The sequence below is a fragment of the Microcoleus sp. A6-C6 genome (assembly GCF_036705955.1).
Taxonomy (GTDB): Bacteria; Cyanobacteriota; Cyanobacteriia; order Cyanobacteriales; family Microcoleaceae; genus Microcoleus.
The window spans coordinates 67946-82533 of record NZ_JAUBVR010000008.1; the positions used below are offsets into that span (position 1 = coordinate 67946).

Below are 14588 nucleotides of genomic sequence, written 5' to 3' on the forward strand. Positions count from 1 at the left end.
CAAACTCGCCTCTTCAGCAGATTCATCTGGCCTTGTAAATCTAAAATCCAAAATCCAAAATCCAAAATATACAGAGTCTTGCTTGCGATCGACTAGGAATATCTGCTAGTTTTTTCAGATGATCTCAACCCACTGTCAGGATGCGGAAATATGTCTCTTCCTCAACTGAAACCAGCCGACGACAAAGAAGTGAAAGTCTACGCGCCTTTCTATCAAGAGCCCAAGCGCAAGTTTTTGCCGCACGCTATTGGCCTCTACAAGCTCAAAAGCTTGGAGGGGGCAAGAAAAATTGACGGCGGCGAAGATGTACCCTTTGTCGCTAGTTGGAATATCTCGTCGCTGCCGATGGATTTGACCCGCTGTCGGGTGTTGTTTGACGGCAATGCTGAACTCAGCTACGAAGTGACTCTGCAAAGCTCGGAGTTTGTCAGTTGCTTAATTGAGGTACTTTTGACTTTTCAGCGGACTCGTACCGTCGATTTTTCTAAAACGTTTTACCGGAAGCTCATGCGCATGGATGAGTGATTTTCACCGCACCCGCGCTTTCCAAAGTTTGTAATTAATTGCTACATAAAATGCGCACTAATAATGTAATCCCATCGGGACGGCGAGATTATATTATTGGTGCGCTATTTCTATTTTAGGATTTACGCGCGCTGACTGATGAAACCTGGTTTCTACGAGATTTAGCGTTTAGTAATGAGAAATATACGAATAAGCCTGGTCTTTTGCCTCCCATGCGTAAGCCTTGTATTTCAAAAGCCGGAAGACTAACTGAGTTATTTTATTGTTATCAAGCATCCCTTGGGCGATGCTTTAAAGTGCGATCGCACCTTCGCATTTCGTTCAATTTTAAATAGTTATTGAAAACCGATGCTCAAAAAAAATATGAAAAAAAAATGTAAAAAAAAAGCGAACAAAAGAGTGGCGAACAAGTGAATAAAAGTTTCCACAAAAAAATCAATCTACGCAAACGCGACAAAATCGAGTATAATCGGATAGCGAAATTGACTCGCCGTGCTGAAATACTGTTGAATAAACTAAATTTATTTAAATAGACAGGTGCAAATTGAGGAGAGAAGGCGTACCAAAATTGACTAAATATTTGCTGATCGGTTCGACAAAAGCTTACAGCGGCAAGTCTGCGATCGCCCTGGGGATGGCCCTCGCACTTCGGGAACAAGGACTGGCGATCGCCTACGGCAAACCTCTGGGAACCTGTTTCAGCTCGGAGGGAGCTGGAGCCGAGGAGGAAGACGTGCGGTTTGCGGTAGAGACGCTGAAGCTCTCAGAAAGTCAGATACCGTCAACTCTGCTGTCTTTGGACGAAGAGACGGTTCACAAGCGTTTGCGCGGAGAAGACAAGATAGATTACCGCCAGTCTCTGGCGCAATATTTGCAAGATCCCAGCGGAGACTTGGTGCTGTTGGAAGGCCCGGCTAATTTGGAGGAAGGCAGTCTGTTTGACTTGTCTTTGGCTCAAATTGCTGAGGTAGTTGATGCCTCTGTGCTTCTGGTAGTCCGCCCGATCGATCTTTATGTAGACGATTTGCTGTCGGCTAAACGGCGTTTGGGTTCCCGCTTGGCTGGTGTTGTACTCAACGACGTTCCCTCGGACAAACTCGAATCCATCACGGCGACTGTGCGGCCTTTTCTGGAGCGTCGCGGCATTCCGGTTTTGGGAATGCTACCGAGAAGCGCTTTGCTGCGCAGTGTCAGCGTCAAAGAATTGGTGCACCAATTGAAAGCTGATGTCCTCTGCCGTCGAGACCGTTTGGACTTGATGGTGGAAACCTTGACAATTGGTGCGATGAATGTTAGCTCAGCTATGAAGTATTTCCGCAAAGCCAGAAATATGGCGGTAGTCACCGGGGGCGATCGCACCGACATTCAGCTAGCAGCTTTGGAAAGCTCGACTCAGTGCTTAATTCTCACCGGCCACTTGCCTCCTTCTCCCCTCGTGATTGGCAGGGCAGAAGAAATGGAAATTCCAGTTTTGTCTGTTGATTTGGATACCTTAACCACGGTGGAAATTATCGACAGCACCTTTGGCAGCGTGCGCCTGCACGAACCGATCAAGGTGGAATGCGTTAGTCAGCTAATGGCAGAACACTTTGACCTCAAGAGCATGATGGCATCCTTGGGTTTGGGCGATCAAGTCCATTAAGCACGCAGCCCGAACTGAGCGAAGAAGCTATTCGGCAGAGCGAAGAAGGCCAAGAGAGTTTTTTATTGGAAAAATAAAATAAAAAGTTCTTAAATTCTCAATTTTTCTTGAATTCTACCTTCAGACATTCTGCCTTCTGGCTTCCTCAAATCTCCCCATTTCTGGTCAGATATCGTAAATCAGGAATTCTTAACTTCTTTTTGGCGGCAATGGCTAGTGAGTCTGCTAGAATCCACAACGTAGTTTTATTTAATTTAATAAATTCTTTGAGTCAATCAATTGAGCTACCCAGAGTTGATGATTTTTTACAAGAACTTGCGGCAATCCAGCAAACCAGCTCCAAGCGGATTGCTCTTTTGGGTTCTCGCCACGTTCCTATTACCCACCAGCAGCTAATTGAGATGCTGAGCTACGCCATAGTTCTGGGAGGCAACCAGCTCATCACATCGGGGGCTACAGGCACCAATTCAGCCGCAATTCGGGGCGCAATGCGAGCAGATCCTAATCTGCTGACAGTGATTTTGCCACAAAGTATGAGCCGCCAGCCGCGGGAGTCCCGCGAGCAGCTCGAACAAGTCATACATTTGGTAGAAAATCCCAAAAATGACAGCTTGTCTCTCCCGGAATCCAGCGCCATGTGCAACCAGGAGATTATTTCTCGCTGTCAGCAACTGATCTGTTTTGCTTTTCACGAAAGCCACACTTTGCTGAAAACTTGCCAGGATGCGGAGGAACAGCGCAAAGTGGTGACTCTGTTCTATTTTGATTGAAATGCGAGGCGGATGATGCTGTTGGGATTGCCTGTGTCGGTTATTCTGCTTGATTGTATTGCTGCTGCTGCTGCGCTGGTTTATGCACCGTTTTTGGTGGTTGCCCTCGCTCGCTTGCAGCTAGGTTACGATCAAGCAGCACCTCGCGCTATGTTTGAGAGCTTGCCTGCTTACGCTCAGCGGGCAACTTGGGCTCACCAAAATTCGTTTGAGACGTTTATGCTGTTTTCAGCGGCGGCTTTGATGGCTTTTGTGACAGGAGTAGATTCGGAGGCGGCGGGCTGGGCTGCGATCGCTTTTCCTCTAGCCCGGTTGTTGTTTTCGGTTTTCTATATTCTGAATGTGCCTCTGGGGCGATCGCTCATGTTTGCGATTAGTTCTTCTTGCACTGTTTCTTTATTCTATATCAGTTTGATGGCTGTGAATGGCTAATTGTCAGTTGTCAGAAAGAAGAAGGAAGAAGGAAGAAGGAAGAAGGAAGAAGGAAGAGGGAAGAGGGAAGAAGGAAGAATATTTTAAATTCCCAATTCCCAATTCCCAATTCCCAATTCCCAATTCCCAATTCCCAATTCCCAATTCCCAATTCCCAATTCCCAATTACTAATTTATGGCTGCTAATTATTCATTCGATATTGTCAGCGAGTTCGATCGACAAGAATTAGTTAACGCTGTTGACCAAACAGTGCGAGAAATTCAAAGCCGCTACGATTTAAAAGATACCAAAACAACCGTAGAATTGGGCGAAGAATCAATCACTGTTAATACCGACAGCGAATTTACTCTCGATGCGGTTCACACTGTTTTGCAAACTAAAGCCGCCAAGCGGAATTTATCTTTGAAAATTTTTGATTACGGCAAAATTGATCCTGCTAGCGGCAGCCGCGTCCGTCAAGAAATTAAACTAAAAAAAGGACTAACTCAAGAAATCGCCAAACAGATTACTAAGTTAATCCGCGATGAGTTCAAAAAAATTCAAGGTTCGATTCAAGGCGATTCAGTGCGGGTTTCTGCTAAAGATAAGGATGATTTGCAGTTGGTGATTCAACGATTGAAGCAAGAAGATTATCCCGTGGCTTTGCAGTTTAACAATTACCGGTAAATTGGTGAAAGCTAAGTATTGGATTGTCAGTTGTGCGATCGCCTCTTTGAGTGCTATAGAACTTGCCTTGCGCTTGCTCGGATTCGGAAATCCTGCCTTGCTACAAGCTGATGCCAATGCTGGCTATATATTTGCACCAAATCAACTTGTATATCGCTTTGGCAATAGACTTGAGTACAATCAATATTCTCAGCGATCTGAACAAATCGATTCAGCAAAGCCTGAAGGTACTCTCAGAATTTTGATGATAGGAGATTCGGTTCTCAACGGTAATAATACCACCGATCAGCAAGAAACTATTCCAGAATTGTTTGAAGCGCGTTTGTTGGGCATAAAAAACCAAGTTGAGGTGCTGAATGCTTCTGCAGGTTCTTGGGGAATTGGCAATCAATTGGGATATATTCGCAAGTTTGGCACTTTTGAAAGCGATGCTGTGATTTTGCAAATTGGTACTCACGATTTGCTACAACCTCCAAGCAGCAGCGCGGGGGTGGGAAATGACCCGCTGATGCCGAATCGCAAACCGTTATTGGCAATTCAAGAAGCGTTTCAAAGACACGTTAGCCCCAAATTGTCAAGTATTTTTGTATCGAATTCTCCTGCGGCGGGAGTGCCGGTGTCGGAATCACAACGGTTTAGGGAAAATATGCAGCGATTTGAGCAAATAGTTGCTTTGGTGCGAGCTAAGAATATTCCGTTGTTTGTGTTGTATACTTGCGATCGAGCGGATTTACTGCCGATACCGAATCAGCCAAGGTTTAAATCTGAGTTTGTCGATCGGCTAAAAGCTTTGAAAATTCCAGTCATAGACATTCACGTAGCCTGGTCAAAATTGCCGAAAACCACGGTAGAAAGTTATTTTCGGGATGGCGTACACCCCACAGCCCCAGCCTATGAATCAATCGCAGATTTAGTCTTTCAGCAGTTGTGTACTGAGAAAAAATTAGCTGCTTGCTCATTAACTAATACCAACTCTGAAAAGTAGTGCCACACATATATTTTACGCGATCGTCTGTAAGCAAACGGTATTGCCCTTTCCCGATCCCGATCGGCGAATTTCAATAATTGGTAAAAAATTTAATTGTGTAGCAATATCTAATCGAAATTGATTTTAAATATCTAAATTCATGACTCTTTTAGTCTCAAGTTTACCCGCACTTACTGCAAGTTGGTCGCACTTAACCGACGTAAATCCTGTGGCGCTGACTGCCGATGAAAAACCAAGTTTCTGCGTCTAGGACTATACTTTACATTTTTTAAAGTGGATCTATTTAGCTGCCGAAAGATGGGATGAACATCAGGATGTCTGTGATGGATGGCGGCGAAGCCACAAAATACGTCAAATATATCACCAAAGGCAATGCTACAGCTATAATTGCTTTAACCGCGAGTGTGTTGGAAGAAGAAAAGGCGATCGGGCTTTCAGCCGGTTGTGATGACTTCCTTCGCAAACCCTTCGTTGAACACAGTATTTTTGATGCACTAGCTAAGCATTTGGGAGTCAAATATATCTATGCAGAAACAATATCTCCTGTCTTGGATGATACAGAAAAAAGCCCATTGACATCGGAAGATTTAAGCTGTATGAATCAAGAATGGATTAGTCAACTATACGAAGCTGCACTTGAGGCAAATACTAACCTCGTGTTACAAGTCGTAGGAGAAATTCCTCAAACAGAAACTCGTTTGATAAAATCCCTAACAAAACTTGCCAGTGAATTTAAGTTTGAGCAGATTCTTGATTTAGTTGAACCCCTAATAAGCAATGAATCTTAATTCGGAAATCGAAAAGAAAGGTAATATTCTAATTGTAGACGATCTTCTAGAAAATCTACAATTACTAAGCGATGCGCTCCTCAAACTCGGCTACACTGTTCGCAGCGTCACCAGTGGGCGAATGGCAATGAAAACGGTGAAGGTAAAGCGACCAGATGTGATACTTTTAGATGTTAAGATGCCAGAAATGGATGGTTATCAAGTCTGTAGAACTCTCAAAGCCGATGCAGATTTTAGCCACATTCCAGTGATTTTCATTAGTGCTTTAGATGATGTCTTCGACAAAGTAACCGCCTTTGATTCAGGGGCTATAGACTACATCACCAAACCATTTCAAATCGAAGAAGTAGTGGCGCGTCTGGAAAATCAGTTAACCATTCAACGCCAGCAACAGCTTCTGGAACAAGAAAATATTAAGCGCCGGGAAGCAGAAGAGGTACTGTATCAATCGAGGGCTTTACTGGCTAGTGTTTTGAATAGTTCCCTTGATGGTATTGCGGCAATGCAGGCTGTTCGTAATACCGAAACAGGGGAGATTGAGGATTTTGAGTGTTTAGTTGTCAACCCCGTGATTGCTAGAGCTTTTAAATGCAGTAGTGAAGAGATGATTGGCAAATTGGTACTAAAAAACTTTTTGAACAATATTGATCTAGAATTATTTAATCGCTTCGTTAATATTGTTGAGACGGGGGAATCTTTAGAACAGGATTTTTACTATGAATCGGAAAAATCTTGCTGGTTTCACTTCGTAGCAGTTAAGTTAGGAGATGGTTTTTCTGTTACTATTCGTGATATTAACGCCCGCAAACAAATAGAATTGGCTCTCCAAGATGCCAATCAAAAATTAGAAGAACTGGTAAATATCGATGGTTTGACTCAGGTGGCTAACCGTCGCTGTTTCAACAATCGCCTTCAAAGTGAATGGCAACGCCTAGCGCGAGAAAATCAGCCACTTTCTCTAATTTTATTGGACGTTGATAAATTCAAATCCTACAACGACTACTATGGTCATTTGGCTGGCGATGATTGCTTAATTAGAATAGGTCAAACATTACAAAAAGTAGTCCGTCGTCCCACCGATTTAGCAGCGCGTTACGGTGGCGAAGAATTTGTGATACTCCTCCCGAATACGGATTTAGAAGGAGGGATTAAGGTGGCACAAAACATTCAAGAAGAAATTCACAATCTGGCGATTCCTCATGCAGAGTCTGACGTGAAGGAAATCGTCACAGTTAGTTTGGGTATTTCCTCAGTCATACCCACCTTGGAAGTTCAACCAGATACACTGGTAGCCTTTGCAGACAAAGCTTTGTACGATGCGAAACAACAGGGGCGCGATCGCTGGAGTACAAATTGTTGAAAAATCGGGGCGTTTTTTTGAGGAAGGGGGAATTATGCCGTTAGACAGGACTTTTCGCCAGTTGTAATTAATCCTGGTTTGTTCTTTTTCATGGTCAGATGGTCAAACTTTTGATCATGAAAGTTTGATATTTTCCGTCCCCTGACGCTTCCGCAGAGGGTGGAGATCCTGCCTTTCTCACAGGATGGAAATAGGGTTGGCTGAAAGAGAAATAAGCTGTAGCTAGGGCTACACATTAAGAATGTAAATCCTAACTAAATATCTAAACCAATGACTGTTAAGTCGGGAGGATGTTCGACAACAAACTGGTAATCTAACTCTTGTTTGGCTTGCGGGGGCAGAGACATTATCCATTCCAACATTCCCATTTCACCTGCTACTATCTTCGGATTAGTTTGAGTCAACCGCACTTTAACTTGTTCATTGCGGCTGACTGGTAGTTGCTCTTTCAATGTCAAGTTTACAGGCAGTTGCTGCAAGTTGGTCACAATTAACCGATAAGCGTAACTCGTGCGCCGCTGATTCCCGATCAGTTTTTTATCTACTTGTCTTTCCACTAATTCTCGCTCGATTTTTAGTCCTTCATCTATTCCTAAATTCAGCTTGAATTCTTGGCCAGGGGAAATATTTGCTAGCTGTAAAGTACCTACGAAAGTGTTGTCGCGAAAGATATTTGCTTGACCGGGCAGGAGAGTTGCACCTGTCATTGGATTGGTGACAATTGCTTGCAAATAAGCAAAGCTGACTAAACGCGGAACGGCTATGTATTGAAGTTGGGAGGGATAATTTTCGCTGAAAATAGTGACTTTGTGCGGCGTGCCGTCGCTGGGAATATTGGTATTTCCTCCTACTTGAAAGGTGACTGTGCCGCCTGCTTTAGATACTGTTGCTGTGGCGGTTTGAGCTGCTATGGGTTCGGGTGCGGGAGCGCTGCCACCAACAGCCATCATGTCTAATTGCTCCTCGTCTTCCATCTCAGATTCCATGAAATTGTCATACACTGCTGACGTTTCTGGTTTCGCACTTCGTTCCATCCGCGCTCTGGGAAAGCCTTGGCTTTGAGCAGATTTTGGGCGAACAATATCGATAAACCAGGGTTGGAGTTTGGGCGGCAAAGTTCCCATTCCGGGTTTTGCTGTTGATAAAGTTAGCGCTACTCCCGTCCAATCTTCGCCTGTATTTTGATTTACTTCGGCTAGGTAATTGAGATTGATTTGGTTGTTGGTAGTATCTATTCGCAAGTCGTAAAGGGGAGTCCAACGGGCTTGGGTTACTACATAGGAAATTTCGAGTTCAAAATTGCCGCTGCCGCTTGGTTCGATCGCCACAATGATGTTAAAACTTTTCTGGGAATGGGGAGTTTGTAGTTGGCGCAACTGCTGGCGCAAAGCTTCTATTTGCTTGTCTAATTCGCGCTGCTGTCTTTCGTGTTGCCCGATCGCACTTACGTACTTTTTATAATTGCTGCCTAAAAAATTGAGCAATTCTCCGGTTTCGTTCAAACCAATTTGCTGTTTGGCGATGCCACTGGCAAAGGAACCGACGCTTTTTGCGCTCAAATTCTCGACAAAGTTGAGTTGAATTATTCGCGCGGCGATTTGGTCTTTTATGGCGCGTTTTTGGGTTTCTAATTCTTGGATTTGGTGGGTTAATTCGGCGATGCGATCGCCCGTAGGTTCGCTGCTAAACACTGTTTCGCTACGCACTCCCAGCAATCGCACGGCGACTGTACCCGCGCCGGTGGCCCTGACTGACTCTGTTTCGAGGGTTGTGGGGAGGGAGGCGATCGTCAATTCGCGCTCGTTTCCCGTCAGGGCTACTGTGCCGCGGCGGGTGATCAGGGCGCGATCGGTGTACACGGTAACTTCGGAAATTTGCGACTCTACTATTTTGATATTATCGCGATCGACTAAATCTGAATTAGTCATTGCTACTAATGCCTTTACGAAACTCTTTTAGTGCATCCAAGGGCGAAGCAAACAAAATGCAGCGCTTCAACAAAGATAAGTCTAACTCTGGCAGTAATTCGCTATTTGTAATTTTCTCATAATCCTGTTCTCGCAAATGGTAAAGCTCTAGCGTTCCGTCTTCCCAAAACCAAACTTCCTGCACACCCATTAGCCGATATTTCTGAAGTTTAATCGGACTCCCGCTAGTAATCACCACCTCAATACATAGATCTGGAACATCCTTATCTGTCCCGAAACAATAAGACAAATCTGCCTGATACTCGACTTGATTTTCAACAATCTGGCTGTAAGCACCGCTGGGAAAAAACTCAATTTCTTTAACTTCAAAGTAGATCGCAAGCAATACGCCAATTATCGATTGAAACGCTTCATGAGGTTTACTAATGCCCACAATCTCTAAAACTCCTTGACAATAAAATAACCGCACTCCAGGCACATTCTCAAAACTAGCTTGAATTGCTTTGAATTGATGCCAGGTTAAGCCGCGGCAAGTGAAATGCTGCTCGGCTGCGGGAGAAACTGTGGGATTGTCTATAGTTTGAACCATGACTGTCCTGTTTATTTCAATATGTTAGCAACAACTTAATTTTAGCTCAGCGGCTCGATTCCCGCCAAATCCAAAATTTGAGGAATCAAATCTTCTCGCTTCACGGCCATCATGTGAACTCCTTGGCACAATTGCCGCGCTAGCTTGACTTGTTCTGCCGCAATTTTTATGCCTTCCTGCAAAGGTGCTGGGGATTTTGCCAAACGATCGATCGTCTCTTGCGGTATGTTAACTCCCGGCACGTATTTTTTAATGAATTCAGCATTTTTAGCTGATTTAAACAAAAAGATTCCTGCTAAAATTGGTTTGTTACAGCCAGCAGCAATTTGCTGCATAAACTTATCGAAAACGTCAAAATCTGTAATTAATTGACTCTGAAAAAACTGTGCTCCCGCTTCTACTTTTTTCTCAAATCGGCTTTGTAAACCAGACCAACTGGGGGATTGCGGATCGACAGCGGCACCGACAAATAAATCGGTAATTCCGTCTGTTAAAGCTTTGTCATTCCAGTCTTTGCCGCCGTTCATTTTTTGAATGACTTGCAGCAGTCGCACTGATTCTAAATCGAATACACTTTTGGCTTTGGGATGGTCGCCGGCTTTGACTGGATCGCCGGTGAGTGCCAAGATATTATGGATGCCTAAAGCGTGGGCTCCCATGAGATCGGCTTGCAAACCTATTTGATTGCGATCGCGACAAGCAACTTGACAAATCGGCTCAATTCCCCGCTGCAATAGAATCGCGGAAACTGCTAGCGGACACATTCGCAGCACTGCGCGGCTTCCGTCTGTGATGTTAATGGCGTGCACTCTGTTTTTGAGAATTTCCGCCATTGCGATCGTGTGAGTCATGTCGCCCCCTTTTGGCGGGGCAACTTCGGCGGTAATTATAAATTCTCCGGGGGTGGTGCAGGCTGTACGAAAACGGTTCATAGTTATATGTGAAGGAAGAAGGAAGAAGGAAGAAGGAAGAAGGAAGGAAGAAAGAAAGAAGAAGGAAGATGGCCCTTCGGCTTCGCTCAGGGTGAAAAGAGGGAAGAAGGAAGAGGGAAGATGGAAGAGGGAAGATGGAAGAAGGAAGAGGGAAGTTTGGCAACGGATTTTACAACGGATTTAACGGATGTTAGGAATAAGTGATTAATGATTCTATAAAATCACCAATTACCAATTACCAATTACCAATTACCAATCACCAATCACCAATCACCAATTACCAATTACCAATTACCAATTACCCATGATTAAAGAGGTAGAGAATAACCGAAGGCGGTTTTAACTTTAGTCAGAGTTTTGTTGGCAATGGTTTCTGCCTGTTCTTTTCCGCGACGGAGTACAGATTCTAAATATCCCGGATCGTCCATTATTGCCTTGTATTTATCCTGAATTGGTTTGAGGGCATTAATTGTTGTCTCTGTCAACAATGGTTTGAAATCTCCCCAACCCATGTTTTCACATTCCGCTGCAACTTCTTCCTTCGATTTGCCGGAAAGTAGGAGATAAAGTGTCAGTAAATTTCTCGCTTCCGGGCGATCGGGGTCGTCGAAAGTCAAGCCTCGTACTGCATCAGTTTTGCAGCGCTTGATTTTTTTGGTAATTGTTTCTGGTGAATCCAATAAGTTAATTCTACTCTGTTCGGAAGGGTCAGATTTTGACATTTTGCGCGTGCCGTCTGTCAAACTCATCACTCTCGCGCCGTCAGTACGAATTAACGGTTCTGGAAGTTTCAAGACTGGTTTTTCTGGTGTACCGAATTGGTGATTTAATCTGACGACAATATCGCGGGTGAGTTCCAAATGCTGTTTTTGGTCTTCTCCCACTGGCACTTTGTCGGCATCGTACAGCAAGATGTCTGCTGCCATCAATACGGGATAATTTAGTAATCCGGCGTTGACATTTTCGCCTTGTTTAACTGCTTTTTCTTTAAACTGAATCATATCTTCGAGCCAGTTGATCGGCGTAATGCAGTTGAGCAGCCATGCTAGTTCTGTGTGCGCCGAGACGTGGGATTGCACGAAAATAGTAGAATATTCTAAATCGATGCCGCAAGCTAAATACAGAGCGGCGATAGCGTAAGTGTCAGATGCTAGAGTTGCTGGATTGTGCGGTGCGGTAATTGCGTGCAAATCGACTACACAAAAGTAGTTTTCGTACTGGCTTTGACCTTCTACCCAGTTGCGAATGGCACCGAGATAATTGCCGAGGTGAAGATTGCCTGTTGGCTGAACTCCTGAAAGAACGCGCTGTTTGCCCATGAGGAAAGAATAGAATTGATTTCACATTTCTATTTTGACACGTTATTTTGATTTAAGATACTTTAATTTTTGGGCGCCATTAGCAACGGGCTAGAAGCCCGTTCCACAAGACATAATTTTGGGGTAGGGATTAGCAACGGGCTAGAATCCCGTTCCACAAAGCATTTTTTTTGATTATGCTCCTACCCAATGCCCAATGCCCAATGCCCAATGACTAATTGCGATTATAAATCTGTCAGCAACCTGGCTTTGCGTAAAATAAATGTGAGAACTGTTTCTTGACCGGTGATAATATCGGCTCTGCCCTCCATTCCTGATTGAATTGAATACTGGCGGGGGACGTTTGCCTGGGGGTCTCCGAAGAATTGGCCGCTGGTGGATTGGAGTTTTGTTAAATAGGTTTGTTGGGGCTTTATTGCTACTTCGTAATATGCTGTACCTAAATTGTTACCGGGATTTTGAGGGGCGATCGCATCTGGGGCGATTCCACTGACTGTTCCTTTCAGTGTCCCGTAATCTGGGAAAGGCAAAGCCGAAATCCTGATCTGTACGGGTTGGCCGATTTGGATGCGGGCGATGTCTTGGGATGTGACTTTGGCTTTGACTATCAGGGGTACGTCGCTGGGGACGATTTGGGCGATCGCACTGCCGGCTTGTATGGTTTGACCAGTGTTTTGTACTTCCAATCTCAGAATTGTACCATCAGCAGGCGCGCGGATCACGCTATTTTCTAGTTGTGACTGAATTTGATTGAGTTCTTTTTTAGCTTGAATTAATTGTTGTTGAATGGTCGATCGCTTGACGAGCAAAACCCGCCGACTTCGGCCCAGTCTCTCGGCGACATCCGGCTGCGATGTGGCGATTTTCACTAGAGCGGACTCGACTACTTCCTGGGCGGCTGGACTTGCAGTTTTGATGCTTTGAAATTGGCCGCTGGCTAAAATTTGATTTTCCAAGTCCCGCAGTTGCTGGTTGATTTGCTGTGCTGCTGTTTGAGACTGATTAATGATTTCTTGGAACTGCTTTTTTTGGGTGCCCAAACGCGAAGCGTCTACAACTGCGATCGCATCTCCGGCTTTTACTGTCTGATTCTCGCTGACAGCAATGCTTTCGATGGTTCCTTCGGTTGCTGCTTGCACAACGCGCACTTCTCCGGCTGGACGGACGATCGCGTCTGCTTTGACTGTAGCACTGTATTTGGTGACGCTTGCAAGGGCGATCGCCCCGCCAAACGTGGCCACCATCAAAATTCCCCCCAAAGTTGTCCAGCGGCTGACAGGGGGCAAAAACTGGTCGTTATCAAAGGTTTCTGCGGGTGTGGGTTCGGGAGTGCGAGGCATGGCGGCTACTGGGGGTGAGGGTTCGAGGGGAAGAATGTTGAGTTTTGATTTTTGAGTTGGGGAAAGGGAGAGAGCGATCGCCTATTTCTTTCGTCACATTTATTTTCTGCTTTCCGGACACCAAGCATAGGTTTAGAAATATCAATCAAAATTCATAGGGTCAAGGTCAAAATCCGCACAGCTTTGCAGTCTCCACCCGGAAATCTCCCCAAACATCAAGAATGGTGGAGCCAGCGGGCAAAAGTCAGGAAATTAGAGAATTTCAGCAATGATTTCTGGCGCTGTTACCCGGTTTTTCTGGGATCTGTACGTAAGTAAGTAGATATGTATTAATAGGAGTTCCTTATGTCGGATAATCAACACAATTCACTCTTCACCGAACTAACGGATCGAGAATCGGGTACTGTCAGCGGTGGCAGCATTACCAAGGGTTTCAGCAGTTCTAACAGCAACAGCGACACCAATAACAGCAGTAGCAATGGCGTCAATACGCTGTTTTTCCTGCCACAGCCCAGCCAGATTTTCCTTTACGATCCGATTCGCGATCGCCCTTACAAAACCCTAATAGTCTAGATAGCTGAGTCAGGTAGCGCGATCGAAATGAATTTAGAAAATATCTCGGTAATATTCCGGAACTCGCACACCCCTTCAAGAACTATTAGTTAGTAATTACACGAGGCTATAGAGATTTATAAAATTTCTAATTCTCGTTCCATCTTGTCAAATTAAATGGAGTCAAATCATGAAAGAAACTAAGGAAAATTCACTGTTTGCTGAACTCACCCCTGAAGAATCAGCTAGCGTCAACGGCGGTTACTATTATGCCAATAATCGCTACAACAACGACTGCGATCAACGGCGCAGTTGGGTAGTGTACCGCCGGAATTGCGACGGTTCCTTCAGAAGAGTAGTCCGCTACGGCTACTCCTAAAGTTTAGGGCTGTGAATTCAGCTCTCTAACTGTTGATCGAGAAAGCACCCATAATTTCATGGTGCTTTATTTAAGCGAGGCTGTAGAAATTTTAGATAATTTCTAGTTTCTGTTAAAAACTTTTAACCTTGAAAGGAGTCAAATCATGCAAGAAAATAAGGAAAATTCACTGTTTGCTGAACTCACCCCTGAAGAATCAGCTAGTGTCAACGGCGGTTACTATTATGCCAATAATCGCTACAACTGTAACCGTGGGCGCCGCCGCAGTTGGGTAGTGTACCGCCGGAATTGCGACGGTTCCTTCAGAAGAGTAGTCCGCTACGGCTACTCCTAAAGTTTAGGGCTGTGAATTCAGCTCTCTAACTGTCGATCGAGAA

The 14588-nt window shown here is 44.7% G+C and carries 18 protein-coding genes; 13 read left to right on the forward strand and 5 right to left on the reverse strand.

Annotated elements, in window-relative coordinates:
• The first annotated feature begins 150 nt into the window (after nucleotides 1-150).
• From ebsA to QUB52_RS05660, 9 genes are all read left to right on the forward strand, one after another.
• Nucleotides 151-525 (forward strand): type IV pilus biogenesis protein EbsA, encoded by a 375-nt coding sequence (gene ebsA, locus QUB52_RS05620; RefSeq protein WP_265238168.1) that lies wholly within the window; start codon nucleotides 151-153, stop codon nucleotides 523-525.
• Between the two features lie 544 nt (nucleotides 526-1069).
• Nucleotides 1070-2167 (forward strand): phosphotransacetylase family protein, encoded by a 1098-nt coding sequence (locus QUB52_RS05625; RefSeq protein WP_265238170.1) that lies wholly within the window; start codon nucleotides 1070-1072, stop codon nucleotides 2165-2167.
• Between the two features lie 266 nt (nucleotides 2168-2433).
• Complete coding sequence (locus tag QUB52_RS05630; protein WP_265238172.1) at nucleotides 2434-2937, forward strand: DNA recombination-mediator protein A; 504 nt, start codon at nucleotides 2434-2436, stop codon at nucleotides 2935-2937.
• Nucleotides 2938-2952: 15 nt separating this feature from the next.
• Nucleotides 2953-3369 carry an MAPEG family protein gene (locus QUB52_RS05635; protein WP_332970672.1) on the forward strand — a complete coding sequence of 139 codons (417 nt, stop codon included), beginning with the start codon at nucleotides 2953-2955 and terminating at the stop codon, nucleotides 3367-3369.
• Nucleotides 3362-3541 (forward strand): hypothetical protein, encoded by a 180-nt coding sequence (locus QUB52_RS05640; RefSeq protein ID WP_332976125.1) that lies wholly within the window; start codon nucleotides 3362-3364, stop codon nucleotides 3539-3541. Before QUB52_RS05635 ends, QUB52_RS05640 begins: the two co-directional genes overlap by 8 nt.
• A 3-nt stretch (nucleotides 3542-3544) precedes the next feature.
• The gene (locus tag QUB52_RS05645) at nucleotides 3545-4036 is read left to right on the forward strand and encodes a YajQ family cyclic di-GMP-binding protein (RefSeq protein ID WP_265238175.1); all 492 of its coding nucleotides are present in this window, start codon (nucleotides 3545-3547) and stop codon (nucleotides 4034-4036) included.
• A gap of 4 nt (nucleotides 4037-4040) precedes the next feature.
• Nucleotides 4041-5021: an SGNH/GDSL hydrolase family protein gene (locus tag QUB52_RS05650; protein WP_332972308.1), complete on the forward strand. Its 981-nt coding sequence runs from the start codon at nucleotides 4041-4043 to the stop codon at nucleotides 5019-5021.
• A gap of 305 nt (nucleotides 5022-5326) precedes the next feature.
• On the forward strand, nucleotides 5327-5812 hold the full coding sequence (locus QUB52_RS05655; RefSeq protein WP_265238179.1) for a response regulator: 486 nt from the start codon (nucleotides 5327-5329) through the stop codon (nucleotides 5810-5812).
• Nucleotides 5802-7172 carry a diguanylate cyclase domain-containing protein gene (locus tag QUB52_RS05660; RefSeq protein ID WP_332972309.1) on the forward strand — a complete coding sequence of 457 codons (1371 nt, stop codon included), beginning with the start codon at nucleotides 5802-5804 and terminating at the stop codon, nucleotides 7170-7172. Before QUB52_RS05655 ends, QUB52_RS05660 begins: the two co-directional genes overlap by 11 nt.
• A 254-nt stretch (nucleotides 7173-7426) precedes the next feature.
• Here the strand turns inward: QUB52_RS05660 and QUB52_RS05665 are convergent, their stop codons facing one another.
• Genes QUB52_RS05665 through QUB52_RS05675 form a run of 3 tightly spaced genes read right to left on the reverse strand, consistent with a single transcriptional unit; the run spans nucleotide 7427 to nucleotide 10621 of the window.
• Nucleotides 7427-9100, reverse strand: a complete 1674-nt coding sequence (locus tag QUB52_RS05665) for a mucoidy inhibitor MuiA family protein (protein ID WP_332972310.1) — start codon at nucleotides 9098-9100, stop codon at nucleotides 7427-7429.
• Nucleotides 9093-9689, reverse strand: a complete 597-nt coding sequence (locus QUB52_RS05670; protein ID WP_332972311.1) for a Uma2 family endonuclease — start codon at nucleotides 9687-9689, stop codon at nucleotides 9093-9095. The genes QUB52_RS05665 and QUB52_RS05670 overlap by 8 nt, the downstream gene beginning before the upstream one ends.
• Nucleotides 9690-9730: 41 nt before the next feature.
• The gene (locus tag QUB52_RS05675; protein ID WP_332972312.1) at nucleotides 9731-10621 is read right to left on the reverse strand and encodes a methylenetetrahydrofolate reductase; all 891 of its coding nucleotides are present in this window, start codon (nucleotides 10619-10621) and stop codon (nucleotides 9731-9733) included.
• Between QUB52_RS05675 and QUB52_RS05680 the strand changes: the two genes are divergently transcribed.
• Nucleotides 10539-10805 carry a hypothetical protein gene (locus tag QUB52_RS05680; protein ID WP_332972391.1) on the forward strand — a complete coding sequence of 89 codons (267 nt, stop codon included), beginning with the start codon at nucleotides 10539-10541 and terminating at the stop codon, nucleotides 10803-10805. The two genes, QUB52_RS05675 and QUB52_RS05680, sit on opposite strands and share 83 nt — an antisense overlap.
• A gap of 124 nt (nucleotides 10806-10929) precedes the next feature.
• On the opposite strand, the gene trpS is transcribed toward QUB52_RS05680, so the two are convergent.
• Nucleotides 10930-11940, reverse strand: a complete 1011-nt coding sequence (gene trpS / locus QUB52_RS05685; RefSeq protein ID WP_332972313.1) for a tryptophan--tRNA ligase — start codon at nucleotides 11938-11940, stop codon at nucleotides 10930-10932.
• Between the two features lie 224 nt (nucleotides 11941-12164).
• Nucleotides 12165-13280 carry an HlyD family secretion protein gene (locus QUB52_RS05690; protein WP_332972314.1) on the reverse strand — a complete coding sequence of 372 codons (1116 nt, stop codon included), beginning with the start codon at nucleotides 13278-13280 and terminating at the stop codon, nucleotides 12165-12167.
• A gap of 345 nt (nucleotides 13281-13625) precedes the next feature.
• Between QUB52_RS05690 and QUB52_RS05695 the strand changes: the two genes are divergently transcribed.
• The 3 genes from QUB52_RS05695 to QUB52_RS05705 all read left to right on the forward strand — a co-directional run bounded on the left by QUB52_RS05695 (nucleotide 13626) and on the right by QUB52_RS05705 (nucleotide 14545).
• Nucleotides 13626-13853 (forward strand): secretion protein HlyD, encoded by a 228-nt coding sequence (locus QUB52_RS05695; protein ID WP_265238192.1) that lies wholly within the window; start codon nucleotides 13626-13628, stop codon nucleotides 13851-13853.
• 169 nt (nucleotides 13854-14022) lie between these two features.
• Nucleotides 14023-14211: a hypothetical protein gene (locus tag QUB52_RS05700; protein WP_265238194.1), complete on the forward strand. Its 189-nt coding sequence runs from the start codon at nucleotides 14023-14025 to the stop codon at nucleotides 14209-14211.
• Between the two features lie 145 nt (nucleotides 14212-14356).
• Entirely contained in the window at nucleotides 14357-14545 is a 189-nt protein-coding gene (locus QUB52_RS05705; protein WP_265238196.1) for a hypothetical protein, read from the forward strand.
• Nucleotides 14546-14588 lie beyond the last annotated feature (43 nt).

Excerpts from the sequence above, each read along its gene's own strand:
- QUB52_RS05655 (WP_265238179.1), top strand. The coding sequence starts at position 5,327 with ATGAACATCAGGATGTCTGTGATGGATGGCGGCGAAGCCACAAAATAC.
- QUB52_RS05640 (WP_332976125.1), top strand. The coding sequence starts at position 3,362 with ATGGCTAATTGTCAGTTGTCAGAAAGAAGAAGGAAGAAGGAAGAAGGA.
- QUB52_RS05665 (WP_332972310.1), bottom strand. The coding sequence starts at position 9,100 with ATGACTAATTCAGATTTAGTCGATCGCGATAATATCAAAATAGTAGAG.
- trpS (WP_332972313.1), bottom strand. The coding sequence starts at position 11,940 with ATGGGCAAACAGCGCGTTCTTTCAGGAGTTCAGCCAACAGGCAATCTT.
- QUB52_RS05675 (WP_332972312.1), bottom strand. The coding sequence starts at position 10,621 with ATGAACCGTTTTCGTACAGCCTGCACCACCCCCGGAGAATTTATAATT.
- ebsA (WP_265238168.1), top strand. The coding sequence starts at position 151 with ATGTCTCTTCCTCAACTGAAACCAGCCGACGACAAAGAAGTGAAAGTC.
- QUB52_RS05695 (WP_265238192.1), top strand. The coding sequence starts at position 13,626 with ATGTCGGATAATCAACACAATTCACTCTTCACCGAACTAACGGATCGA.
- QUB52_RS05690 (WP_332972314.1), bottom strand. The coding sequence starts at position 13,280 with ATGCCTCGCACTCCCGAACCCACACCCGCAGAAACCTTTGATAACGAC.
- QUB52_RS05670 (WP_332972311.1), bottom strand. The coding sequence starts at position 9,689 with ATGGTTCAAACTATAGACAATCCCACAGTTTCTCCCGCAGCCGAGCAG.
- QUB52_RS05680 (WP_332972391.1), top strand. The coding sequence starts at position 10,539 with ATGTCGCCCCCTTTTGGCGGGGCAACTTCGGCGGTAATTATAAATTCT.
- QUB52_RS05635 (WP_332970672.1), top strand. The coding sequence starts at position 2,953 with ATGCTGTTGGGATTGCCTGTGTCGGTTATTCTGCTTGATTGTATTGCT.
- QUB52_RS05660 (WP_332972309.1), top strand. The coding sequence starts at position 5,802 with ATGAATCTTAATTCGGAAATCGAAAAGAAAGGTAATATTCTAATTGTA.
- QUB52_RS05645 (WP_265238175.1), top strand. The coding sequence starts at position 3,545 with ATGGCTGCTAATTATTCATTCGATATTGTCAGCGAGTTCGATCGACAA.
- QUB52_RS05700 (WP_265238194.1), top strand. The coding sequence starts at position 14,023 with ATGAAAGAAACTAAGGAAAATTCACTGTTTGCTGAACTCACCCCTGAA.
- QUB52_RS05705 (WP_265238196.1), top strand. The coding sequence starts at position 14,357 with ATGCAAGAAAATAAGGAAAATTCACTGTTTGCTGAACTCACCCCTGAA.